The organism is Piscinibacter lacus, assembly GCF_016735685.1.
Lineage (GTDB): Bacteria > Pseudomonadota > Gammaproteobacteria > Burkholderiales > Burkholderiaceae_C > Aquariibacter > Aquariibacter lacus.
Window position 1 is genome coordinate 38,315 of record NZ_JAERRA010000002.1, and the last position, 23,900, is coordinate 62,214.

The 23,900-nt window shown below is 69.5% G+C and carries 21 protein-coding genes and 3 tRNA genes; 9 read left to right on the forward strand and 15 right to left on the reverse strand.

Features of this window, described 5'->3' with window-relative positions; genetic code table 11:
- Window positions 1-15: 15 nt before the first annotated feature.
- The 11 genes from JI742_RS10450 to rimP all read right to left on the reverse strand — a co-directional run bounded on the left by JI742_RS10450 (window position 16) and on the right by rimP (window position 13,342).
- Window positions 16-1,947 (reverse strand): peptidylprolyl isomerase, encoded by a 1,932-nt coding sequence (locus tag JI742_RS10450; RefSeq protein ID WP_201826635.1) that lies wholly within the window; start codon window positions 1,945-1,947, stop codon window positions 16-18.
- Window positions 1,948-2,061: 114 nt separating this feature from the next.
- Window positions 2,062-2,137 (reverse strand) — tRNA-Val (locus JI742_RS10455).
- Window positions 2,138-2,168: 31 nt separating this feature from the next.
- Window positions 2,169-2,441 (reverse strand): HU family DNA-binding protein, encoded by a 273-nt coding sequence (locus JI742_RS10460; RefSeq protein WP_182662448.1) that lies wholly within the window; start codon window positions 2,439-2,441, stop codon window positions 2,169-2,171.
- 215 nt (window positions 2,442-2,656) lie between these two features.
- Window positions 2,657-3,688: a tRNA dihydrouridine(20/20a) synthase DusA gene (dusA, locus tag JI742_RS10465; protein ID WP_350309665.1), complete on the reverse strand. Its 1,032-nt coding sequence runs from the start codon at window positions 3,686-3,688 to the stop codon at window positions 2,657-2,659.
- A 35-nt stretch (window positions 3,689-3,723) separates the two neighbouring features.
- Entirely contained in the window at window positions 3,724-4,629 is a 906-nt protein-coding gene (locus JI742_RS10470; RefSeq protein WP_201826637.1) for an alpha/beta fold hydrolase, read from the reverse strand.
- A 31-nt stretch (window positions 4,630-4,660) separates the two neighbouring features.
- Window positions 4,661-6,499 (reverse strand): translational GTPase TypA, encoded by a 1,839-nt coding sequence (gene typA / locus JI742_RS10475; protein ID WP_201826639.1) that lies wholly within the window; start codon window positions 6,497-6,499, stop codon window positions 4,661-4,663.
- Between the two features lie 159 nt (window positions 6,500-6,658).
- Window positions 6,659-7,702, reverse strand: coding sequence for a tRNA pseudouridine(55) synthase TruB (gene truB / locus JI742_RS10480; RefSeq protein ID WP_201826641.1), 1,044 nt, complete (start codon window positions 7,700-7,702; stop codon window positions 6,659-6,661).
- Window positions 7,703-7,707: 5 nt separating this feature from the next.
- Window positions 7,708-8,088, reverse strand: coding sequence for a 30S ribosome-binding factor RbfA (gene rbfA / locus JI742_RS10485; RefSeq protein WP_201826643.1), 381 nt, complete (start codon window positions 8,086-8,088; stop codon window positions 7,708-7,710).
- Between the two features lie 103 nt (window positions 8,089-8,191).
- Window positions 8,192-11,257: a translation initiation factor IF-2 gene (infB, locus tag JI742_RS10490; RefSeq protein WP_201826645.1), complete on the reverse strand. Its 3,066-nt coding sequence runs from the start codon at window positions 11,255-11,257 to the stop codon at window positions 8,192-8,194.
- Between the two features lie 64 nt (window positions 11,258-11,321).
- Entirely contained in the window at window positions 11,322-12,800 is a 1,479-nt protein-coding gene (gene nusA / locus JI742_RS10495) for a transcription termination factor NusA (RefSeq protein ID WP_201826647.1), read from the reverse strand.
- The gene (rimP, locus tag JI742_RS10500; RefSeq protein WP_201826649.1) at window positions 12,797-13,342 is read right to left on the reverse strand and encodes a ribosome maturation factor RimP; all 546 of its coding nucleotides are present in this window, start codon (window positions 13,340-13,342) and stop codon (window positions 12,797-12,799) included. The genes nusA and rimP overlap by 4 nt, the downstream gene beginning before the upstream one ends.
- A gap of 461 nt (window positions 13,343-13,803) precedes the next feature.
- Here rimP and fabI point away from each other — a divergent pair, with 461 nt between their 5' ends.
- The gene (gene fabI / locus JI742_RS10505; RefSeq protein ID WP_201826651.1) at window positions 13,804-14,595 is read left to right on the forward strand and encodes an enoyl-ACP reductase FabI; all 792 of its coding nucleotides are present in this window, start codon (window positions 13,804-13,806) and stop codon (window positions 14,593-14,595) included.
- A gap of 49 nt (window positions 14,596-14,644) precedes the next feature.
- Window positions 14,645-15,496 (forward strand): glycosyltransferase, encoded by an 852-nt coding sequence (locus JI742_RS10510; protein WP_201826653.1) that lies wholly within the window; start codon window positions 14,645-14,647, stop codon window positions 15,494-15,496.
- Window positions 15,497-15,539: 43 nt separating this feature from the next.
- Here the strand turns inward: JI742_RS10510 and JI742_RS10515 are convergent, their stop codons facing one another.
- Window positions 15,540-17,804: an arginine/lysine/ornithine decarboxylase gene (locus JI742_RS10515; RefSeq protein ID WP_201826655.1), complete on the reverse strand. Its 2,265-nt coding sequence runs from the start codon at window positions 17,802-17,804 to the stop codon at window positions 15,540-15,542.
- A gap of 206 nt (window positions 17,805-18,010) precedes the next feature.
- Here JI742_RS10515 and JI742_RS10520 point away from each other — a divergent pair, with 206 nt between their 5' ends.
- The 7 genes from JI742_RS10520 (at window position 18,011) to JI742_RS10550 (ending at window position 21,597) form a co-directional block, all read left to right on the forward strand.
- Window positions 18,011-18,451, forward strand: coding sequence for an NfeD family protein (locus JI742_RS10520; protein WP_201826657.1), 441 nt, complete (start codon window positions 18,011-18,013; stop codon window positions 18,449-18,451).
- A 52-nt stretch (window positions 18,452-18,503) separates the two neighbouring features.
- Window positions 18,504-19,442, forward strand: a complete 939-nt coding sequence (locus JI742_RS10525) for an SPFH domain-containing protein (protein ID WP_201826659.1) — start codon at window positions 18,504-18,506, stop codon at window positions 19,440-19,442.
- 23 nt (window positions 19,443-19,465) lie between these two features.
- A complete protein-coding gene (locus tag JI742_RS10530; protein WP_201826661.1) occupies window positions 19,466-19,870 on the forward strand; it encodes a DUF2237 family protein in 405 nt (134 codons plus the stop codon).
- Window positions 19,871-19,914: 44 nt separating this feature from the next.
- A tRNA-Ser gene (locus JI742_RS10535) sits at window positions 19,915-20,005 on the forward strand.
- A 106-nt stretch (window positions 20,006-20,111) separates the two neighbouring features.
- Window positions 20,112-20,303, forward strand: coding sequence for a hypothetical protein (locus tag JI742_RS10540; RefSeq protein WP_201826663.1), 192 nt, complete (start codon window positions 20,112-20,114; stop codon window positions 20,301-20,303).
- Window positions 20,304-20,610: 307 nt separating this feature from the next.
- Window positions 20,611-21,483: a transglutaminase-like domain-containing protein gene (locus JI742_RS10545; protein WP_201827877.1), complete on the forward strand. Its 873-nt coding sequence runs from the start codon at window positions 20,611-20,613 to the stop codon at window positions 21,481-21,483.
- 38 nt (window positions 21,484-21,521) lie between these two features.
- A tRNA-Thr gene (locus JI742_RS10550) sits at window positions 21,522-21,597 on the forward strand.
- A gap of 151 nt (window positions 21,598-21,748) precedes the next feature.
- Here the strand turns inward: JI742_RS10550 and coaBC are convergent.
- The 3 genes from coaBC to thiS all read right to left on the reverse strand — a co-directional run bounded on the left by coaBC (window position 21,749) and on the right by thiS (window position 23,784).
- The gene (coaBC, locus tag JI742_RS10555) at window positions 21,749-23,008 is read right to left on the reverse strand and encodes a bifunctional phosphopantothenoylcysteine decarboxylase/phosphopantothenate--cysteine ligase CoaBC (RefSeq protein ID WP_201826665.1); all 1,260 of its coding nucleotides are present in this window, start codon (window positions 23,006-23,008) and stop codon (window positions 21,749-21,751) included.
- Window positions 23,009-23,081: 73 nt separating this feature from the next.
- Entirely contained in the window at window positions 23,082-23,381 is a 300-nt protein-coding gene (locus JI742_RS10560) for a hypothetical protein (protein WP_201826667.1), read from the reverse strand.
- Window positions 23,382-23,529: 148 nt separating this feature from the next.
- Window positions 23,530-23,784: a sulfur carrier protein ThiS gene (thiS, locus tag JI742_RS10565; RefSeq protein WP_201826669.1), complete on the reverse strand. Its 255-nt coding sequence runs from the start codon at window positions 23,782-23,784 to the stop codon at window positions 23,530-23,532.
- Window positions 23,785-23,900: the final 116 nt, after the last annotated feature.

The window sequence follows — 23,900 nt, forward strand, 5'->3', positions numbered from 1 at the left end:
AGGCCAAAGTATAGCTCAGCGCGATGCCGCTTCAGCCGGCTTGACCGCCTTGGGCGCGAGGACGCGTGCCTTGTAGCGCGCCTTCAACGTTTCGACATAGGCATCGGATTCGACCGAGGCCCAGAGGGCAGCGTACTGCTCCTTGAGCTGCTTGGCATCGCCGGCTGCCGGGTCGCGGGGCAGCACCTTGTCGACGCGGGCGATCAGGTAGCCGTCACCGCCCAGGTCGATGCCAAGCAGGGTGGGCAGCTTGTCGGGGGGCGCGGCCAGCACAGCATTCATGGCCGCTTCCGTCAGGCCCTGGGGGTTCGGGCGGGAGATGCTCACCGGGGCGGTCAGGCCTGCCTCGGCCGCGGCAGCACCTTCTGCGGTCTTCCAGGCCGCAAGCGCGGCCTGCCCGTCCTTGCGGGCCTGCTCGGCCGCCAGGGCCAGGGCGACACGGCTGCGGACGATCTCGCGCGCTTCCTCGACGCTGAGCTTGCGCTTCTCGCGGTAGTCGACGACGCGAGCTGCCGCAAGGCGGTTGCCGCCCAGGTCGACCGCATCGGTGTTGCGCTTTTCCTTCAGCACCGGCTCGGCAAAGACCGCGGCCACGAACTTGGCATTGCCCATCGGACTGACCTTGTCGTCCTTGACGGGCGAACGGCCGATCAGCGAGGCCGTCTGCACGGTCAGGCCCAGCTTCTCGGCGGCCGGCGCCAGGCTGTCGGACTGTTCGTAGACAAGGTTGCTGAAGGTCTCGGCCTGTTCGGCGTAGAGCTTCTGCGCGCGCTCCTTGCGCAGGCTGCCTTCGATCTCCTCGCGCACCTCGGCGAAGCTGCGCTTGCCCTTGCCGCGCTCGCCGGTGGTCTGGATGATGTGCAGGCCGAATTCGGTCTCGACGATCTCGCTGATCGCGCCGACCGGCATCTTGAAGACCATGTCCTCGAAGGGCTTGGCCATCGCGCCACGGCCGAAGTAGTCGAGGTCGCCGCCCTTGCTGGCGGAGCCGCTGTCCTCGGAGCGCTCCTTGGCCAGCTCGGCAAAGCGCTCGGGCTTGGCGCGCAGCAGGGCCAGGATCTCGGCCGCCTTGGCCTGGGCCGCGGCCCGCTTCTCGGCCGGATCCTTGGGATCGGACTGGATGAGGATGTGGCGGGCGCGTCGCTCCTCGGGCTGGCTGTAGAGCGCGATGTTGGCGTCGTAGGCGGCCTGCACCTCGGCCTCGCTCAGCTCGATCTTGGCGGCGATCTGGGTGGCATCGAGCACGAGGTATTCGATCTTCAGCCGCTCGGGCGTCGACAGCGCCTCGGCATTCGCCGGATCCTTGTAGTGGGCCTCAATGTCGGCCTCGCTCGGCTGGGCTTGCGCAAGGTAGCGGCCCGCCTCGAAACGGGCCAAGCGCACCTCACGACGCTGCATCAGGGCGTCGAGGGCCGATTCGGCGGCCACGCTGGAGCCGGTGGGGCTGTTGCCGATGCCCAGCAGCACCTGGCGCACCGCCAGGTCCTGGCGCAGCCGGGCCTCGAACTGCTCCACGCTCATGCCCTGAGCCTCGATCAATGTGCGATTGAGCGTGCCATCGGGGTTGCGCAGGAAGGCGAAATCCGCATTCGTCTGGAACAGGCGCATCAGGCGCTCGTCGGAGATCGCCAGGTGCTGCTTCAGCGCGGCGAACAGCAGGGTGCGCTCGCGCAGCATGCTCAGCAGGGTCTGCTCGCGGGCTTCGGGCGTGTCGAGCTGCTTGATGTCGAGCTCGGCATCCTGGGCGCGCAGGCGCTCGATGTTGTCGCGGTGGGTGGCATCCCACTCGGCGGTGCTGATCTTCAGGTCACCGACCTCGGCGGCGTCGCCGCCGCCCTCGTTGAAGCCCTCGTAGCCCTGCAGGCCGAGGAAGACAAAGGACGGGAAGATCAGCAGCACGAGAACGAACTGCAGGACCCGCTGGTTGTTGCGGACAAAGTCGAACATCGTGGACGGTGCGCAGCGCTTGAGAAACGAAAAAGGCGAACCGGGGTTCGCCTTGTATCCGGGGCCCCGGGTTGCGGGCGCCGCAGTGTAGCCGTCGGGGCCGGACCGGTGCGTTGGTGGGTGCTGAGGGGCTCGAACCCCCGACCTACGCCTTGTAAGGGCGCCGCTCTACCGACTGAGCTAAGCACCCGCACCGATCGATGCCCAGGGGCCTGCGCCCCTCAGTTCAAGGCGTCCTTGAGCGCCTTGCCGGGCCGGAACTTCGGCACCTTGGCGGACTTGATCTTGATCTCCGCGCCGGTGCGCGGGTTGCGGCCGACCCGGCCGGCGCGCTTGGTCACCGCGAAGGTGCCGAAGCCGACGAGCGAGACGCTGTCGCCCTTCTTGAGGCTCTTGGTCACGCCGGTGATCAGCGCCTCCAGCGCGCGGCCGGCAGCGGCCTTGGAGATGTCGGCTTGCTGGGCAATCAGGTCGATCAGCTCACTCTTGTTCACTTAGGAAACCCCCTCGGACTCGCATTGTGTGGAAAGCGGACGACCGGCAAATCCGGTCCGGAGCAGCCATCCGCGGCTGGGTGGGGACGGGATGCATCCGCCCGATTCAAGCGCCGACACAAGCGAGGTGTGTGCCGAGGACTGCCAGAAATTCTATGCCCTGACCCGTGCGCCGCGGCCACCCGGCGACCATCGAAACACGCCCTGCCCCTCGTTCAGGCCGGTACCGTGGAGCCTGCCTCAGCATCGTGACAAGCTTGTCGCGCCAGCGCCGCCACCTGCCGCACCGGCTCGGCCTTGAGCCGATGGTCGGACCAGATCTGACGCCAGCGCCGTGCGCCGGGCTGGCCGTCGCGCAGGCCCAGCATGTGGCGCGCCACATGCGTCCACGGGGTGCCCGCCGGCAGGGCCGCCATGTAATCGACCAGCGCAGCCTCCACCGCATCGCGGCTGGCCGCGGTGGCCGGCGCGGGCTCGCCGAAGAAGGCGGCATCCCATCCGGCCAGGCGCCAGGGCTGGTGGTAAGCGGCGCGGCCGACCATCACGCCATCGAGTTGCGCAAGCTGCGCGGCCAGGTCCGGCAGCTCGGCCAGGCCGCCATTGACGACGATGCCGAGCTGCGGGAAGTCGCGCTTCAGGCGCTGCGCCCAGTCGTGGCGCAGCGGCGGCACCTCGCGGTTGTCCTTGGGGCTCAGGCCGTCCAGCCAGGCATTGCGGGCGTGGACGATGAAGAGCGTGCAGCCGGCCTCGGCCACGGTGCCGACGAAGTCGCGCACGAAGCCGTAGTCTTCGACGCGACCCAGGCCGATGCGGTGCTTGACGGTGACCGGGATCGCCACCGCCTCGCGCATGGCCTTCACCCCCTCGGCCACCCGCGCCGGCTCGGCCATCAGGCAGGCGCCGAAGGCACCGCGCTGCACCCGGCTGCTCGGGCAGCCGCAGTTCAGGTTGACCTCGTCGTAGCCCCAGGCCTCGGCCAGCTTGGCGCAGGCGGCCAGGTCGGCCGGCTCGCTGCCGCCGAGTTGCAGGGCAAGCGGGTGCTCACGCGCGTCGAAATCGAGATGCCGCCCCTGGTCGCCATGCAGCAGCGCGCCGGTGGTCACCATCTCGGTGTAGAGCCGCGCGCGGCGGCTCAGCAGGCGGTGGAAGACGCGGCAGTGGCGGTCGGTCCAGTCCAGCATGGGCGCGACGCAGACGCGCCAGGGCGAGACCGGCCCGGCGGGGATCAGGCTGGAAGCGGTGGTCACGGAATCGTCGCCAGGATCGCGCGCGGCCGGATCGTTCAAGCCGCTGGCTCGCGCAGGGCATTGGCCGCCACGGCATCGGCCAGACGCGGCCACAGTGCAGGCGGCAGGTCGTGGCCCAGGCCAGGAATCAGCTCCAGCCGCGCGCCCGGGATCAGGCGCGCCAACTGCTCGCCGCAGGCCGGGGGCAGCAAGGGGTCGTCCAGGCCATGGACCACCACGGTCGGCAGGCGCAGGGCGGGCAGGAGCGGGCTGCGGTCGGGGCTGGCCACCACGGCCGCGAGCTGCCGGGCATAGCCCGAAGCCGCGCCCGGCCCGCCTTGACGGCTGCGGTGCACCGCGCGGCGGCACTGCGCACGCAGGGTGTCCGGGTCGGGCGGGAAACCCGGGCTGCCGATGGCCGTGAAGACCTTGACCTGATGCTCGACCACCGCCTCTTCCAGCATGCTGGCCGGTCTCGAGAGCATCACCTGGCGGACGCGCGGACGCGGCCCCGGCAGATCGCGCGCGCCGCTGCTGCTCATCAGCAAGGCGAGGCTGCGCACGCGCCCGGGCGACTGGGCGGCCAGCAGTTGCGCCACCATGCCGCCCATCGAGATGCCCAGCACATGCACGCGGGCCAGGCCCAGCGCGTCAAGTAGCGCCAGGCTGTCCTCGGCCAGCGCGTCCAGGGTGTAGGGCGCATGGACGGGCAGATTCAGCCAGTGCTTCAGGCCCTGCCATGCCAGATTGGGCGTGCCGAGCGCCTCGAAGCGCTCGGACAGGCCGACATCGCGGTTGTCGAAGCGGATCGTGCGGAAGCCGCGGTCGTGCAGCATGCCGACCAGGCCCTCGGGCCAGTCGATGAGCTGCATGCCCAGGCCCATGATCATCAGCAGCGGCGCCCCGTCGACGGGGCCGCCGAGCTCGACTTCAAGCCGAAGGCGCGGGGTCGGGATCTGCATGCTCAGCTCCCGCGGCGCAGGCGCAGCGGCCTCAGGCCACCATCTCGCGGCTGGCCCGCTTGCGCTCATGCTCCTTCAGGTGGCGCTTGCGAAGGCGGATGCTCTTGGGCGTGATCTCGACCAGCTCGTCGTCGTCGATGAAGTCCACGCCGTACTCCAGCGTGCACTCGATCGGCGGGGTGATCTTGATCGCGTCTTCCTTGCCGCTGACGCGGAAGTTGGTCAGCTGCTTGGTGCGGGTGGCGTTGACGACGAGGTCGTTGTCGCGGCTGTGGATGCCGACGATCATGCCTTCGTAGACCGGGTCGTTGGGCTTGACGAACATGCGACCGCGGTCGTCGAGCTTGCCCAGGGCGTAGGTGAAGATCTCGCCGTCGTCCATGCTGATCAGCACGCCGTTCTTGCGGCCGCCGATCTCACCCTTGTGGGCCTCGTAGCCGTCGAAGATCGACGAGATCAGGCCCGAGCCGCGGGTCAGGTTCATGAACTCGTTGCTGAAGCCGATCAGGCCGCGCGCCGGGATGCGGTACTCCAGGCGCACGCGGCCGTGGCCATCGGGCTCCATGTTGATCATCTCGCCCTTGCGCAGGCCCAGGGCCTGCATCACGCCGCCCTGGTGCTGTTCCTCGACGTCGGCGGTGACCAGCTCCATGGGCTCGCTCTTCACGCCGTCGATGTCCTTGAACATCACGCGCGGCTTGGACACGGCCAGCTCGTAGCCCTCGCGGCGCATGTTCTCCAGCAGGATGGTCAGGTGCAGTTCGCCTCGGCCGCAGACTTCGAAGATGCCGTCCTCGTCGGTCTCCTTGACGCGCAGCGCCACATTCGATTGCAGCTCCTTCTGCAGCCGGTCCCAGATCTGGCGGCTGGTGACGAACTTGCCTTCACGACCGGCCAGCGGGCTGGTGTTGACGCAGAAGTTCATCGTCAGCGTCGGCTCGTCGACCTTGAGCATGGGCAGCGGCGATGGGTTGAGCGGGTCGGTCACCGTGACGCCGATGCCGATCTCCTCGATGCCGTTGATCAGCACGATGTCGCCGGGGCCGGCCTCGGTGGTCTGCACGCGGTCCAGGCCCTGGAAGGTCAGCACCTGGTTGATGCGGCCCTTCACGGTCTTGCCGTCCGGACCCTCCATCACCACCACGTCCATGTTGGGCTTGATCGTGCCGGCGCTGATGCGGCCCACACCGATGCGGCCGACGAAGCTGGAGTAGTCCAGCGCCGAGATCTGCAGTTGCAGCGGCGCCGCCGGGTCGCCCTGCTGCGGCGGCACATGCTTGAGGATGGTGTTGAACAGGGCCGACATGTCCGGGCCCCATTGCTCGCCCGGCGCGCCCTCTTCCAGCGAGGACCAGCCGTTGATGCCCGAGGCATAGACCACCGGGAAGTCGAGCTGCTCGTCGGTCGCGCCGAGCTTGTCGAACAGGTCGAAGGCGGCATTCACCACGGCCTGCGGCTTGGCCCCGGGCTTGTCGACCTTGTTGACCAGCACGATGGGCTTGAGGCCCAGGGCCAGGGCCTTCTTGGTGACGAAGCGCGTCTGCGGCATCGGGCCTTCCTGCGCATCGATCAGCAGCACCACGCCGTCGACCATCGAAAGCGCGCGCTCCACCTCGCCGCCGAAGTCGGCGTGGCCCGGGGTGTCGACGATGTTGATGTGCGTGCCTTCCCAGCTCACGGCGCAGTTCTTGGCCAGGATGGTGATGCCGCGCTCGCGTTCGATCGCGTTGTTGTCCATCACGGTGTCGACGACCTTCTCGTGCTCGGCGAAGGTGCCGCTCTGACGCAGCAGCTGGTCGACCAGGGTGGTCTTGCCGTGGTCGACGTGGGCAATGATCGCGACATTGCGAATCTGGCGGGACGTGCTCATGGAACTCTCTCGGTGCGTTCGGATGCGGGCGCGGCGCGGCTTGGGCCGCATCGCAAGGAGGCTGCGGACGGCATGCAAGCGGCACGCCGACCGGGGGCCAACCGCCGGGCGGCGGTCGGTGGGCGGGCTCGGCTGCAGCGGCCGGCCCGCGCGGGAGGCTCAGCCGGCCAGGGCCGGGGCCGCCCGGACGGGATCGTCCGGTGGGCGTTCGGGCATCGGTCCCGGGCCTTCGGCCAGGGCCTGCACCTCGGGCGGGCTCAGCAGGCGCAGGGGAATCAGCTCGCCGGCCACGATGCGGGCGCTGCCGAGGAAGACCGGCGCGCGGTGGCCGGCCGCCCAGGCCGCCGGCGGCGGCGGGCCGTAGACGCGCACGCCCTCGGCATCGGCCGCCTTCACGCGGCGGCGCAGGCCGGTCAGGAAGCGGGCGGCGTCCTCGGTGTCCAGCGTGTGGGCGGGCCAGTCGGCCAGCAGCACGTCCGGCGGCAGCAGGCGGGCCTCGCGCTCGGCCGGGGTCAGGGCCTGCAAAGCGTCCAGCGTCAGCGCCGCATCCAGGCCCACGGGCCCGCTGGCCAAACGGCGCAGGCCGGCCAAGTGCGCGCCGCAGCCCAGGGCCTCGCCCAGGTCCTCGGCCAGTTGTCGGATGTAAGTGCCTTTGCTCACGCGGACGTCGATCTCCAGCGTGTCAGCGTGCCAGTGGCGGATGTCGAGGCTGTGAACCGTGATGCGGCGCGGTTCGCGCGCGATCTCGATGCCGGCGCGCGCGTAGTCGTATAGCGCACGGCCCTCGTGCTTGAGCGCGGACTGCATCGGCGGCGTCTGCCACTGCGGGCCGCGCAGTGCGGCGCAGGCGGCTTCGAGGCGTGGCGCGTCCAGCGCGGCCAGGGCCTCGGGGCGGCGCAGCAGCACTTCGCCCTCGCGGTCGCCGCCGACGCGGGTCTCGCCAAGCTGGAGCGTGGCGCGGTAGGTCTTGTCGGCGTCCAGGCTGACCTGGCTGAACTTGGTCGCCGCGCCCAGGCACAGCGGCAGCAGACCGCTGGCCAGCGGATCGAGCGTGCCGGTGTGGCCGGCCTTTTCGGCGCGCATCATGCCCTTGACCTTCTGCAGCGCGTCATTGCTCGTCCAGCCCAGCGGCTTGTCGAGCAGCAGCACGCCATGCAGCGCGCGGCGCGGCAGGCGGGCAGGACGGACGGTGTTCGGGCGCATGGGCTTCAGGTCGGGCCGGGCTCGTCGTCGAGCGCGCGGCTGGCATTGGCCTGCGCGATCAGCGCATTCATGTCGGCCGCGCGCTCGGTGGTGCGGTCGAAGCGGAACTTCAGCGTCGGCACGGTGTGGATCGACAGGCGCTTGAACAGGCCGTTGCGCAGGAAGCCGGCGGCCTCGTTCAGGCCTTCCTCGCAAGCCACCGGGTCGCCGACCAGCAGCGAGAAATGCACGGTGGCATGCGCATAGTCGGGCGTCACCTGCACGCCGCTGATCGTCAGCAGGCCGACGCGCGGATCCTTCAGCTCGCGGATCAGCTCCGACAGATCGCGCTGGATCTGGTCGGCGACGCGGAAGCTGCGGTTCGGAAGGTTGCGCTTGGTTCGCATGCGGGCGAGGGCTCAGGGGGTCGGGGCGTAAACGAGACGGCCCGGCAGCAGGCGGGCCGCCGGGCCGCGAAGGTCGGGTGCAGGGTCTGCGACCGGCGGGCGGTCAGAGCGTGCGCGCGATCTCCTTGATCTCGAAGATTTCCAGCACATCCAGCTCCTTGATGTCGTTGTAGTTCTTGAGCTTGATGCCGCACTCGAAACCTTCGGCCACTTCGCGCACATCGTCCTTCATGCGCTTGAGCGAATCGAGCTCGCCGGTGTAGATGACCACGTTCTCGCGCAGCAGGCGGAAGCGCGCATTGCGCGTGACCTTGCCGTGCGTGACCATGCAACCTGCCACCGTGCCGATCTTGGAGGCGACGAAGACCGTGCGGATCTCGGCCGTGCCGATGATCTCCTCGCGCTGCTCGGGCGCCAGCATGCCGCCCATCGCCGCCTTGATCTCGTCGACCGCGTCGTAAATGATGTTGTAGTAGCGCAGGTCGACGCCATTGCCTTCGGCCAGCTTGCGCGCACCGGAATCGGCCCGCGTGTTGAAGCCGATGATGACCGCCTTGGAGGCGATCGCCAGGTTGACGTCGGACTCGCTGATGCCACCGACCGCGGCGTGCACGATCTGCACCTTGACCTCGGGCGTCGACAGCTTGAGCAGCGAGGTGGCCAGCGCCTCCTGCGAACCCTGCACGTCGGCCTTGACGATCAGCGGCAGCATCTGGGCCGCACCCTGGCCGAGGTTCTCGAACATGTTCTCGAGCGTGGCGGCGCGCTGCTTGGCCAGCTTCACGTCGCGGTACTTGCCCTGGCGGAAGGTGGCGATCTCGCGGGCGCGGCGCTCGTCGGACAGCACCATGAACTCGTCGCCGGCGGCCGGCACCTCGGTCAGGCCCTGGATCTCGACCGGGATCGAGGGGCCGGCGCTGTCGGTGGTCTTGCCGTCCTCGTCGATCATGGCGCGGACGCGGCCGTAGCTTGCGCCGGCCAGCACCACATCGCCCTTCTTCAGCGTGCCGCTCTGCACCAGCACGGTGGCGACCGGACCGCGGCCCTTGTCGAGCTTGGCTTCGATCACCAGGCCCTTGGCATGCGCCTCGACCGGGGCGGTCAGCTCCAGCACTTCGGCTTGCAGCAGCACCTGTTCGAGCAGCGCGTCGATGCCCAGACCGGTCTTGGCCGACACCGGGACGAAGGGCGATTCGCCGCCGAATTCCTCGGGCACGACCTGCTCGGCCACCAGTTCGCCCTTCAGGCGCTCCAGGTTGGCATCGGGCTTGTCGATCTTGTTCATCGCCACGACGATGGGCACGCCGGCCGCCTTCGCGTGGTGGATGGCTTCCTTGGTCTGCGGCATCACGCCGTCGTCGGCCGCCACCACCAGGATGACGATGTCGGTGGCCTTGGCGCCGCGGGCCCGCATGGCCGTGAAGGCCTCGTGGCCCGGGGTGTCGAGGAAGGTGATCACGCCCCGCTCGGTCTCGACGTGGTAGGCGCCGATGTGCTGGGTGATGCCACCGGCCTCGCCCGCCGCCACGCGCGCCGCACGGATGCGGTCGAGCAGCGAGGTCTTGCCGTGGTCGACGTGGCCCATCACGGTGACGACCGGCGGACGCGGCAGGGACTCGACGTCCTGCGCGGCGTGTTCCTCTTCCAGGAAGGCATCGGGGTCGTCGAGCTTGGCCGCGAAGGCCTTGTGACCCATTTCCTCGACGACGATCATCGCCGTCTCCTGGTCGAGCTGCTGGTTGATGGTGACCATCTGGCCCAGCAGCATCATCTTCTTGATGACCTCGCTGGCCTTGACCGACATCTTGTGCGCGAGGTCGGCCACCGAGATGGTCTCGGGCACATGCACCTCGTAGACCTGGGCTTCGGTCGGCGCGACGAAGGTCGACTCGCTGTCGCCCCGGTCGCCACGGCGGCCGCCGCGCGGCGCCTTCCAGCCCCCGCGGCTGTTGTCGCTGCGGCCGCTGCCCCCGCCCTTGCCGGCGGCGGCGCGCTTCTTGGCGGCATCGTCGGCCCAGCTCGACGAGAGCTTCTCGGACTTGACGGACTTCTTCTCGCCCGGCTTGGCGGCGCTCGTGCCGGCGCCCGGGGCGCCCGGCTTCGCCGCAGGCTTGTGGATGGTGCCCTTGATGCCGTCCTTGGCGGGTGCGGCAGCGGGCTTGGCCGGCTCTTCCGGCTTCTTGGCGGTCAGCACCTTGCGCGGCGCGGACATCATGGCGCGGATGGCCGCAGCCTCGGCCTCGGCCGCCTTGCGGCGCTTGTCGGCCTCGACCTGGCGGGCCTTCTCCTCGGCCTCGATGTCGGCCGCCTTGACCACGCGCAGCGTGGGCTTGGGCGCGGCGGCGGGTGCCTCGGCCGGTGCAGGCGCGGCCGGCGTGGCCGCAGCGACAGGAGCCGGTGCCGGCGTGGGGGCCGGTGCCGCAGCAGGGGCCGGCGCAGGCGCCGGTGCGGGGGCTGCGGTCATCGTGCGGTGGAGCGGACCGGCCGCTGCGGCGCGGGCAGCGCTCACTTCGGCCTGCACGCGATCGCGGGACAGTTGCTGGGCCACCTTGCGGGCGGCCTGGGCCTCGTCGGCCGAGGCCTGGACCTGGTCCTGGGCGATCTGCACCTGCGCCTTGGCCTCGGCCGCGCGCGCCTCGGCCTCGGCGGCCTCGGCTGCGCGGCGGGCCTCGTCGGCACGGCGGGCTTCCTCGTCCTGGCGGGCACGCTCGGCGGCCTCGGCTTCGGCCGCGGCGCGGGCCTCGTCGGCGCGGCGCTGGGCCTCGGCGGCGGCTTCGGCCTCGGCGGCGGCCTGGGCCTCGGCGTCGAAGCGCTCGGCCTCGGCCACCTCTTCGGCGGCGGCCTGGGCGCCTGCATCGAGCGGCGCGTCATCGCGCTTGACGAAGACGCGCTTCTTGCGCACCTCGACCTGGATCGTGCGGGCCTTGCCGGTGGCATCGGCCTGCTTGATCTCGGAGGTGGACTTGCGGGTCAGCGTGATCTTCTTGCGGTCCCCGCCGGCGGTGCCGTGGGACTGGCGCAGGTAGTCAAGCAGACGTTCCTTGTCGGCCTCGTTGAGCACGTCGCTGACGGAGCCCTTGGCCACACCGGCGGCCTGGAGCTGCTCCAGCAGGGCGTTGGCCGGACGGTTCAACTCGGCGGCAAACTGGGCGACGGTGGTCACTGCCATGGGCGAAATCCTTGGTGTTCTGCGTGCTTGATCGATGAAGGGCGGCGTGCGGCGCGGGCAGCGCTCAAACGTCGAACCAGTGTTCGCGCGCCTTCATGATCAGCGCCTTGGCCTGGGCTTCGTCGACAGCGGTCATCTCGACCAGTTCGTCGACGGCCAGGTCGGCCAGGTCGTCGCGGGTGTGGATCCCGCCATCGGCCAGCTTGGCGATCATCTCGGCGTTCAGGCCGTCGAGATCGCGGAGGTCCTGGGAGACCTCCTCCAGCTTCTCTTCCTTCGCGATCTCCATCGTCAGCAGCGCATCCTTGGCCCGGGTGCGCAGCTCGTTGACGGTGTCCTCGTCGAAGGCCTCGATTTCGAGCATTTCCTGCAGCGGCACATAGGCCACCTCTTCGAGGCTGGTGAAGCCCTCGGCGATCAGGATGTCGGCCACCTCGGCGTCCACATCGAGCTTCTCGGTGAAGAGCACGCGGATGTGGTCGACCTCCTCGGCCTGCTTGGCCTGGGATTCCTCGGCGGTCATGATGTTGATGCGCCAGCCGGTCAGCTCGCTGGCCAGGCGCACGTTCTGGCCGCCACGGCCGATGGCGATCGCGAGGTTTTCCTCGTCGACCACCACGTCCATGGCATGGCGTTCCTCGTCGACGACGATGCTCTGCACATTGGCCGGGGCCAGCGCGCCGATCACGAACTGCGCCGGATCCTCGGACCACAGCACGATGTCGACCCGCTCGCCGGCCAGCTCATTGGTCACCGCGGTCACGCGCGAGCCACGCACGCCGACGCAGGTGCCGATCGGGTCGACCCGCTTGTCATGCGAGAGCACGGCGATCTTGGCGCGGCTGCCGGCATCGCGGGCGCAGCTCTTGATCTCCAGCAGGCCCTGCTCGATCTCGGGCACTTCCTGGCGGAACAGCTCGGTCATGAAGCTCGGCGAGCTGCGCGACAGCATGATCTGCGGGCCGCGCACGGTGGTGTCGACCTCGCCGATGTAGGCCCGCACGCGGTCGCCCGTGCGCAGATTCTCCTTGGGGATCATCTCGCTGCGCTTGAGGCGGCCCTCGACCCGGCCCGACTCGACGATCAGGTCGCCCTTGTCGGCGCGCTTGACCGTGCCGACGAAGACCTTGTCGCCACGCGACAGGAAGTCGTTGAGCAGTTGCTCGCGCTCGGCGTCGCGGATCTTCTGCAGGATGACCTGCTTGGCCGCCTGCGCGCCGATGCGGCCGATCGGCACCGACTCGACGGTTTCCTCGATGTAGTCGCCTTCCTCGATGTCGGGGATGCGGTCCTGCGCGTCGGACAGCAGCTCCTCGGCATCGGGCGACTGCAGGCCCGCGCTGTCGGGCACGACCAGCCAGCGGCGGAAGGTCTCGTACTCGCCCGTCTCGCGGTCGATCGAGACGCGCATGTCGACTTCCGCGCCGTGGAACTTCTTGCTGGCCGAGGCCAGGGCCAGCTCGACGGCGCCGAACACCACCTCGCGATCGACGTTCTTCTCGCGCGAGATCGCATCGACCAGCATCAACAGTTCGCGGTTCATTCTTCGTGACCTCCGTGTTCCTGCACGGGCGCGGGCGGCGGCGTGCCGCGCGCCTTGCGCCCCTTGAAATCGATGACCGGGACCAGGCGCGATTCGCGCAGCTCGGCGAGCGCGAAGCCCAGCACCTGGTCGGTCTTGCCGTCGTGGAAATGCAGCTCCCAGCCGGCCTCGGGGCCGGTGGCAGCGGCCAGACGGCCTTCGTAATGCTTGCGCCCCTGGAAGGGCTGCTTAAGCGAGATGCGGACCTGCTCGCCGACGAAGCGGGCGAAATGCGCCTCGGTCTTCAGCGGCCGGTCCAGGCCAGGGGAGGAGACCTCCAGCCGGTGGTAGTCGACGCCCTCGACTTCGAGCACGTACTGAAGCTGCCGGGTGACCAGCTCGCAATCCTCGACCGTGATGAATTCGCCGCCGCCGGAAGGGTAAGCCCGGCCGGGCAGGCGGTCGATGGTGATCCGCAGCAGGCCCTGGGCGGCGCGTTCGATCTCGACCAGCTCGTAGCCGAGGCCGGTGACGGTCGTTTCGATGGCGGCAGGGCCGTTCATGCAGTCGTGTGGGCGGGTGATCCGGGCTCCTTGCGGAGCAAAAAACCATGACGGCCGGCGACCCCCGGCGTCCCACCCGACCCGGCGCCTTGCGACCGTCGCCAGCCGGCGCCTGGGCGCCCCGCCGTCGCGGACCTGCGGGGCCGGGAAGGCCCTCCGAAAGTCGCCAGACCGAGCCTGCCGTGGCCCGCAGCCTCCTGCGGCCGCGCCGCGCGCCAAAAGGCAAGGCGGGCAGGACGGGCAAGGCGATCGAGGGCCGCATATGACGCAGGCATAAAAAAAGGGCCGGATATCCCGCCCTTTCTTTGTCTATCGGCATGGTCTAGCGAAGGACGGATTCTAGCCGCAATCGGTAGTAGCGGCAAGCAAGAGCAGGTGTCAAGGCCCGGGGCGGTGACAGAATCCGACGCCTACCCAGGGTGCGCGCCGTTCCGGACGCGGCCCGGCTCCAGGAGAAGACCATGGGATTCCTCGCCGGCAAGAAGCTGCTGATCACCGGACTGCTGTCCAACCGTTCCATCGCCTACGGCATCGCCCGGGCCTGCCACCGCGAGGGCGCCGAGCTGGCCTTCAGCTACCAGGGCGAGCGCTTCAAGTCGCGCATCACCGAGTTCGCGGCCGAGTTCGGCAGCCGCCTGGTCTTCGACTGCGACGTGGCCGAGGACGCGCAGATTGAGCGCCTGTTCGCCGAGCTGGGCGAAGCCTGGCCGAGCTTCGACGGCTTCGTCCACTCCATCGGCTTCGCCCCGCGCGAGGCGATTGCCGGCGAGTTCCTGGACGGCCTGTCGCGCGAGGGCTTCCGCATCGCCCACGACATTTCGGCCTACAGCTTCCCGGCCATGGCTAAGGCTGCTGCGCCGCGCCTGAGCGCCACCGCCGCGCTGACCACCCTCACCTACCTGGGCGCCGAGCGCGCCGTTCCCAACTACAACACCATGGGCCTGGCCAAAGCCTCGCTGGAGGCCAGCGTGCGCTACCTGGCTGCCGGCCTGGGGCCGCGCGGCGTGCGCGTCAACGGCGTGTCGGCCGGCCCGATCAAGACGCTGGCCGCCTCCGGCATCAAGGGCTTCGGCAAGATCCTCGACGTGGTCGAGCAGACCGCGCCGCTGCGCCGCAATGTCAGCATCGACGATGTCGGCAATGTGGTGGCTTTCCTGATGTCGGACCTTGCCGGCGGCGTGACCGGCGAGATCACCTATGTGGACGCCGGTTTCCGCCAGGTCATGGGCGGCCTGGACGCCAGCGCGGCCTGAAGCCGGCCGTGCCGCTCCCTCCTCACAACCGCCCGGCAGCGCACAGCCCATGAAGGCCGACAACCTTGTGGTGCACGGCATGTGGATCGGCACGCATCTGAGTCCGATCGAGCTGCTGACGATGCAGTCCTACCTGGCCCACGGCCACCAGTTCGTGCTGTGGCATTACGACGTGCTGACCCAGGACTTGCCGCCGGGCGTGGTGCGCCGCGATGCCAGCGAGATCATTCCCCGCGAGCAGGTCTTCAACTACAAGCATCGCAACCAGTGGGGCCACGGCAAGGGCAGCTACGCCGGCTTCTCGGACATCTTCCGCTACAAGCTGCTGCACGAGGTGGGCGGCTGGTGGAGCGACATGGACGTCACCTGCCTGCGGCCGCTGGACATCGACACCGAATACGCCTTCCGCGAGCACGACGTGCTGCCGGTGGTGGGCAATGTGATGAAGGCGCCCAAGGGCTCCGAGCTGATGCGGCATTGCCACGAGCGGGCGATGGCCTGCGTCGATGCCGATAACACCAACTGGCTGCTGCCGATCGAGATCCTGAACGAGGGGATCCGGCAGTTCGGCCTGACGAAGTACATCCGCCGCGACTTCAGCAACCTCGACCGCTGGGACGTGGTGGTCGAGTACGGTCAGGGCATGCCCAAGTTCCACCCGGACTGGCATGTCTTCCACTGGATGAACGAAGAGTGGCGCACCCGCGGCATCGACAAGCAGAGCTGCCTCAAGCGCTCGCGGCTGCAGCAGCTCTACAGGCAGTACGCGGTGCAGAACGTGCGCTACCTGCCCAACCGCATCTGGCTGAAGAAGCTGGGGCAATCGACGCGCAACGGGATCGGCCGCGGGATCGGCTGGCTGCGCCGCCCGGGCATCCCCAAGTTCCTGCTGCGCAAGTGAGACTGGCGCGAGCCGGCCGGCGTCCGGCCGGCCGGGCCAGGCTTCAGGCCGCGCTGCGCACGCAGTCCACGCCGTAGCGCTTCTGGCCGTCCGGGCCTTCTTCTTCGACGAGGCCGTGCACATCGGTCGCAAAGCCGGGAAAGGCCTCGTTGAACTGGCGCACGAAGCGCAGGTAGTCGACGATCTTCTTGTTGAAGCGCTCGCCCGGGATCAGCAGCGGAATGCCCGGCGGATAGGGGGTCAGCAGGCTGGTCGTGATGCGGCCTTCGAGCTGGTCGATCTCCACCCGCTCGGTGTCGCGATGCGCGATGCGCGCATAGGCATCGGCCGGCTTCATCGCGGGCTGCAGGTCGGACAGGTACATCTCGGTGGTCAGCCGCGCGATGTCGCCCTGGGCATACATGGTGTGGATGGCCTGGCAGAGATCACGCAAGCCCATGCGCTCATAGCGCGGGTGCTTGGCGACGAACTCGGGCAGCACGCGCCACATCGGCTGGTTGCGGTCGTAGTCGTCCTTGAACTGCTGCAACGCGGTCAGCAGGGTGTTCCAGCGGCCCTTGGTGATGCCGATGGTGAACATGATGAAGAAGCTGTAGAGGCCGGTCTTCTCGACGACCACGCCATGCTCGGCCAGGAACTTGGTGACGATGGACGCCGGGATGCCGGTTTCGGCGAACTTGCCGTCCATGTCCAGGCCCGGCGTGATCAGGGTGGACTTGATCGGGTCGAGCATGTTGAAGCCCGCGGCCAGTGGGCCGAAGCCGTGCCAAACCTCGTCGGCATGCAGCATCCAGCCGTCGGCGCGGCCGATACCTTCGTCGACCAGGGCATCCGGGCCCCAGACCTTGAACCACCAGTCGTGGCCGAACTCGGTGTCGACCTTGCGCATCGCGCGGCGGAAGTCCAGCGCCTCGCGGATGCTCTCCTCGACCAGCGCGGTGCCGGCGGGCGGCTCCATCATCGCGGCGGCCACGTCGCAGCTCGCGATGATGGCGTACTGCGGGCTGGTGCTGGTGTGCATCAGGTAAGCCTCGTTGAAGAGGTGGCGGTCCAGCTTCTGCTGCTGCGCGTCCTGCACCAGCACTTGGCTGGCCTGGCTGAGGCCTGCCAGCAACTTGTGGGTGGACTGGGTGGCATAGACCACCGCCTGCTTGGGCCGCGGGCGGTTCTTGCCCATGGCGTGGAAGCTGCCGTAGAAGGGGTGGAAGGCCGCATGCGGCAGCCAGGCCTCGTCGAAGTGCAGGGTGTCGATCCAGCCGTCGAGCTTGGCCTTGATCGTCTCGGTGTTGTAGAGCACCCCGTCGTAGGTGCTCTGCGTGAGGGTGAGGATGCGCGGCTTCACGGTGGCCGGGTCCACGCCCTGCAGCAGCGGGTTGGCGGCGACCTTGCGGCGGATGGTCTCGGGCTCGAACTCGCTCTCGGGGATGGGGCCGATGATCCCGTAGTGATTGCGCGTGGGCGTCAGGAAGACCGGCACCGCGCCGGTCATGATGATGCTGTGCAGGATGCTCTTGTGGCAGTTGCGGTCGACCACCACCACATCGCCCGGCGCCACCGTGTGGTGCCAGACCATCTTGTTGCTGGTGCTGGTGCCGTTGGTGACGAAGAAGCAGTGGTCGGCATTGAAGATGCGCGCGGCATTCTTCTCGCTCTGCGCGATCGGGCCGGTGTGGTCCAGCAGTTGGCCGAGTTCCTCGACCGCATTGCAGACGTCGGCGCGCAGCATGTTCTCGCCGAAGAACTGGTGGAACATCTGGCCGACCGGGCTCTTCAGGAAGGCCACGCCGCCCGAGTGCCCCGGGCAGTGCCAGCTGTAGGAGCCGTCCTGCGCATAGTCCATCAGCGCCTTGAAGAAGGGCGGCGCCAGACTGTCGAGGTAGCTCTTGGCCTCGCGGATGATGTGGCGGGCCACGAACTCCGGCGTGTCCTCGAACATGTGGATGAAGCCGTGCAGTTCGCGCAGCACATCGTTGGGCAGGTGCTGGCTGGTGCGCGTCTCGCCGTAGAGGTAGATCGGGATGTCCGGGTTGCGGAAGCGAATCTCGGCGATGAACTTGCGCAGGCTCAGCACGGCCGGGTCGAGGTCCGGGCCCTGGGTGAACTCCTCGTCGTCGATCGACAGGATGAAGGCGCTGGCCCGGCTCTGCTGTTGCGCGAACTGGCTCAGGTCGCCGTAGCTGGTGACGCCGAGCACTTCCATGCCCTCTTTCTCGATCGCGTCCGCCAGCGCGCGGATGCCGAGGCCGGAGGTGTTGTCCGAGCGGTAGTCCTCGTCAATGATGACGATGGGAAAGCGGAAACGCAGCATGGCGGCAGGGGTCGGAAGGGCGGTTCGGGAGCGGGTCGGACGACCCAGCGGATCAGTGTAGGGGCAGGCCCGAAGCGCACCGTGATGGCTGGGTGACAGACACGAGATACCCCGCGACCGACGGACCGTGGCGGCCCCGCAGGCCATACTGTGGCGACGGGCCGCGGGCCGGCCTGGATCACGCGCCGCCGAGAAGGACCCCGACCATGGACACTGGATTCAGCCCGAGCACCCTGTGGTGGGTGCTGGCCGGCGTGCTGGTGATTGCCGAGCTGACCAGCGGCACCTTCTTCCTGCTGATGCTGGCCCTGGGCGCCGTGGCCGGCGCCCTGGCCGCCCTGCTGGGCCTGTCCCTGAGCGGGCAGTTGCTGGCCGCCGCGGCCACCGGCGGGCTGGCGGTGGCCGGCTGGATCCAGGTCCGCAGCCGCCGACCCCGGCCTCCGGCCGCGCAGGACGCCAACATGAACCTCGACCTCGGCAGCCGGGTCGACGTGCCGGCCTGGTCGCCCCAGGGCCTGTCCGAGGTGCAGTACCGCGGCGCGCGCTGGCAGGCCCGCCATGCCGGCCCGGGCACGCCGCAGCCCGGCTGGCATGTCATCGTCGCCATCGAGGGTAACCGCCTCGTGCTTAAAGCCGCCCAGCCCTGAAGACCCCCGGCCGGTGCCCCCACCGCGCCCGCCCTGCCCCGGAGCCCGCCCCATGGAAGCCATTGCCTTCGTCCTGCTGATCGCGGTCATCGTCTTCGTCAGCCAGTCGCTGCGCATCGTGCCGCAGCAGAACGCCTGGGTCGTCGAGCGGCTCGGCAAGTACCACGCCACGCTCACCCCCGGCCTGAACCTACTGGTGCCCTTCATCGACCGCCTGGCCTACAAGCACTCGCTCAAGGAGATCCCGCTCGACGTGCCCAGCCAGGTCTGCATCACCCGCGACAACACCCAGCTCACCGTCGACGGCGTGCTGTATTTCCAGGTGACCGACCCGATGCGGGCGAGCTATGGCTCCAGCAACTACGTCGCCGCGATCACCCAACTGGCCCAGACCACGCTGCGCAGCGTGATCGGCAAGATGGAGCTGGACAAGACCTTCGAGGAACGCGAGGCCATCAACAGCGCCGTCGTCAGCGCGCTGGACGAAGCCGCGCTGAACTGGGGCGTGAAGGTGCTGCGCTATGAGATCAAGGACTTGACGCCGCCGGCCGAGATCCTGCGCGCGATGCAGCAGCAGATCACCGCCGAACGCGAGAAGCGCGGCCTGATCGCCGCGTCCGAAGGCCGCAAGCAGGAACAGATCAACATCGCCACCGGCGAGCGCGAGAGCTTCATCGCCCGCTCCGAGGGCGAGAAGCAGGCCGAGATCAACAAGGCCCAGGGCGAGGCCGCCGCCATTGGCGCCGTCGCCGAGGCCACCGCCGAAGCCATCCGCAAGATCGCTGCGGCCATCCGCGAGCCCGGCGGCGAGCAGGCCGTGCAGCTCAAGGTGGCCGAGCGCGCCGTCGAGGCCTATGCCCAGCTCGCGCGAACCAACAACACCATGATCGTGCCCGGCAACATGAGCGAAGTGGCTGGCCTGATCGGCACCGCCATGGCCCTGCTCAAGCAGGGTCCGGCCACGGCCCCGCCGCCCGCCGACCCGCGCTGACCCCTTTCACACCCGGACTGCCGATGAGTGAAGCCCCTGAACGCGAGGCCCCGACGGTGCTCGCCCGCAATGTGCTGGGCGGCCCGCTGCAAGCCTGCTCCTACGATCCGCTGACCGGCTACCTGCGCGACGGCTGCTGCCAGGCGCCGCCCGAGGACAGCGGCCGGCACCTGCTCTGCGCCCGCGTGAGCGCCGAGTTCCTGGCCTTCTCGGTCGAGCGCGGCAACGACCTGGTCACCCCGCGGCCGCAGTGGCGCTTCGCCGGCCTCAAGCCCGGCGACCGCTGGTGCCTGTGCGTGCTGCGCTGGAAGGAGGCCCTGCAGGCCGGCTGCGCGCCGCCGGTCGTGCTGGAGGCCACCCACGAACGCGCGCTGGCCTTCGTCACCCTGGCGCAACTCCAGGCGCATGCCCACAAGCCAGTCGGGTAGACTGCGCCGCTTCCCGAAAGGCCGACTGCGTCCTGCCGGGATCCGGAGAGATGGATGAGTGGTTTAAGTCGCACGCCTGGAAAGCGTGTGTGGGTTAACAGCCCACCGCGGGTTCGAATCCCGCTCTCTCCGCCATTCGACAGGCCAGCGCCTTCCGGCCCGAACAAGCAGCAAAGCCCCGCATGACGGGGCTTTTTTGTGGGCATCCAGTCGCTTCCAGAACTGCCGTGAGGAAACCGCGATGAATCTTTGGAACGAAATCCGCGACGAGATCCGCCAGACCCTGCCGCAGCCGCCCGAGCGCGCGCTCTTCGACAGCGATGAGGAGCACCGGCAGGCCATGGGCATGTGGGAGATGCTGGTCGCCCGCTTGCTGGGCACGCGCCACGCCGGCCAGGACGTGTTGCGCAAGCGGGACGACCCGGCGGGCTGAAGGCCGCAAGGCTGCCCCTGCGGCCCCCGCACGCCCCGCCGCGGGGCTCTGCGGCGTCAGGGACTACATTTGAAGCGCGTCTCTCGCAGAGTCTGGCTGTGTGCCGGCCCCGAAGGACCCGTCTTCCGAGGGCCGAGGCCGCCGGCCGGTCCCCTCAGGCCGACGGCAGGTCCGGCCGCCGCCCCACCGGCTCGCCGGTGTGCTTGCTGAGCCGCCCCTGCACCGGGCCGGCCGACTGGATACCTTGATCCTCCTCTCCCCCAGCCCGCTTTCGGGCGGCTCCGGCGCCGTCCGGACGGGCGTGCGCATGGACCTGCGCGTCGATCTGCGCTACGAGATCGATGCGCAGGGCGCAGACTTCATCTTCCACATCCACGCGGCCAACACGGCCTGCCAGACGGTGCTGTCGGAAAGCCTGCGGCTGAGCCAGCCGATCGCACCACGCATGGCCCTGGACCCGGCCACCGGCAACCGCAGCCTGCGCCTGCGCGCGCTGCCCGGCGAACTGCTGCTGCACTACACGGCCAGCGTCGACGTCGAGCACCACCGCATGGATCCGACCTTGGTCGGCGAGGTGCCCGTCTGCCGCCTGCCGGCCGAAGCCATCCCCTACCTCTACCCCAGCCGCTACTGCCAGTCCGATCAGCTCACGGCCATGGCCTGCCAGCTCTTCGGCGGGCACTGGCAGGGGCACGGTCGAGTGCAGGCCATCCAGGCCTGGGTGCAGCAGCACATGCGCTTCACGCCGAACACCTCGAATTCGGCGACTTCGGCGCTCGACACGCTGCAATCGCGGGTCGGCGTCTGCCGCGACTTTGCGCACCTGATGATCGCGCTGTGCCGCGCGCTGAACATCCCGGCCCGCTTCGTGACCGCGACAGACTACGGCGCCGACCCGGCGCTGGGCCCGCCGGACTTCCATGCCTATGTGGAGGCCTACCTCGGCGACCGCTGGTACCTGTTCGACCCCTCCGGCACCGCCATCCCGATGGGCTTGATGCGCCTGGCCACGGGCCGCGATGCGGCGGATGTGGCCTTCGCCACGGTCTTCGGCGGCGTGCGCACCCATGCGCCGGGCATCCACAGCGAGGCGCGCCTCGGCGGCCTGCCGCACCATGTGTTGCCGACGCGCACCCGCGACGCCCTGTCGACCGATGGCGGTCGCGGCCTGCCCGGCTGAGTGGGCCCGCGAGCCGCGGCTATACTTGCGGGCTTGTCGCCGGTGTAGCTCAGTTGGTAGAGCAGCGCATTCGTAATGCGAAGGTCGGGAGTTCGACTCTCTTCACCGGCACCATCGCTCGCGAGAAACCCCCGCTGTCCACCGGACGCCGGGGGTTTTTTCTTGGCTGCAGCAGGCAGCCGCAAGACCACAAGGCCACGCGCTGAGGAGACGGGCCAGAACGGGCCGAGCCGGACGGCCCCCCAAGGGCCACCCAAGGCCGGGCTCAGGCCTGGGTATGCAGCCAGTCCAGGCGGCGGCGGGCGATCTCGTCGATGAGGGCGCAGGCCAGCAAGCGCTTGTCGGCGCTGCGGCCGTCGGCGGGCAGCGGCGTGGCGTGGTGGGCGTCGACCAGCAGCAGGCTGTTGTCGTCGCGGCCGAAGGTGGCCGGGCCGAGGTTGCCCACGACCAGAGGCAGCTTCTTGCGGATCAGCTTGTCGCGAGCATGGGCCTCAAGCTGCTCGCTCTCGGCCGCGAAGCCGACGCAGAAGGGCGGCGCCGGCAGTGCCGCGACGCGGGCGAGGATGTCCTCGTTCTCGCTCAGCTCCAGTTGCGGCGGCACCTTCTTGCCGTCTTTCTTGAGCTTGTGCGGCGCCAGCGCGGCCGGGCGCCAGTCGGCCACGGCGGCGGTGGCGATGAAGACGCCTTGCCGGCCCAGGGCCTGGGCGCGCGGCAGCACGGCCTGCAGCATGTCCTGGGCGGTCTGCACGTCGATGCGCTGCACGCCCGCCGGCGTGGGCAGGTGCACCGGACCGGCCACCAGGGTGACGCGGGCGCCGGCCTCGGCCGCGGCGCGGGCCAGTGCAAAGCCCATCTTGCCGCTGGAGCGGTTGGTCAGGCCGCGCACCGGATCGATGGGCTCGAAGGTGGGGCCGGCGGTGATCAGCAATTCGCAGCCCGCCAGCCGCTTGGGCCGGAAGTGCGCGATCACGGCCTCCAGAAGGGCCTGCGGCTCCAGCATGCGGCCATCGCCGGTTTCGCCGCAAGCCTGCTCGCCATGGTCGGGGCCGAGGATTTCGGCACCGTCGGCGCGCAACTGCGCCAGGTTGCGCTGGGTGGCCGGATGGCTCCACATCTCGCGGTTCATGGCCGGGGCCACCAGCAGGGCGCAGCGCTCGCGCGGGCGGGCCAGGGCGGTGAGGCTCAGCAGCTCGTCGGCCCGGCCGTGGGCCAGGCGGGCGATCAGGTCGGCGCTGGCCGGCGCGATCAGCAGGGCCTCGGCCTCGCGGCCCAGCACGATGTGCGGCATGTGGTTGGGCGTGGCCGCATCCCAGGGCGTGGTGTGCACCGGTCGGCCGGACAGGGCCTGCATCGTCGCCACGCCGATGAACTGCTGCGCGGCCTCGCTCATCATCACCGTGACCTCGGCGCCGGCCTTGCCGAGCAGGCGCAGCAGCTCGGCCGCCTTGTAGCAGGCCACGCCGCCGGACAGGGCGAGCACGAGGCGGCGGCCGGCAAGCTCGGCGGGGGCAAGGGGGGCGTTCATCGGCAGGGGGAGGGGTCGATCGCTGGGGTCGCGAGCTTAAACCGCGAACCCGGGCCGGCTCCGGAGGGCGGGCTCAGCCGCCGCCGCGCTGCATCCACAGGTCGAAGTGCCGCATGAAGGCCAGGCGCGCCGCATGGTCCAGTCCGCTGAAGGCAAAGCGCACCCCCAGCCTGGGCAGGGTCAGCAGGGCGATGCGACGCGGCGGCAGTGCGGACCAGCTCAGCCGCAGTTCCCCCGCATCGATCTGCACCCGGGCGCTGCCGGGCGCCAGGCTCAGGGCATGCGACTGCACCGCACCGGGAAGCCAGCCCAGCCATTCGGTCTCGGTGCAGGCCATGTCGCGCTCGAACTGTTCAGGGTAGGTGGATTGCATGAGGAGGGTGCCGGAGCTCGGTCGGTTCGTGCGGCTGCCCTGGGTCCGCAGGGACCCAGGGCATCGTCCTGACACGCCCACGACCTCGCGGAACTCGGTCGGTTCGTGCGGCTGCCCTGGGTCCGCAGGGACCCAGGGCAGTCCGCACTCACCCACCGGCGATAGGGGGCCAGATGGCGAGGGTGTCGCCGGGCTTCAGGCTGCGGGTGTCGCGTTCCTCGGGGGGCACGTAGACGCCGTTGATCAGCACCAGATGCACCAGGCGCATCGGCAGCGCATAGGGCTCGATGATCTGGGCCAGAGTGGCGCCGTCCGGCACCTCGATGAGAACCTGGTTGCTGCGCCGGGCTTCGGGCGGCAGGTGATCGGTCAGCGAGGCGTAGAGCTTGAAGGTGATCTGCATGGGTCGGGCGGGGCGCTGCGGCGGGTCGGGCAGGCGCGAGCATCGCTGAAAACGACGGCGCCGCGCAGGCCGGACGGACCTGCGCGGCGCAAGGCCTGAACCGCAGTCGCCTCAGG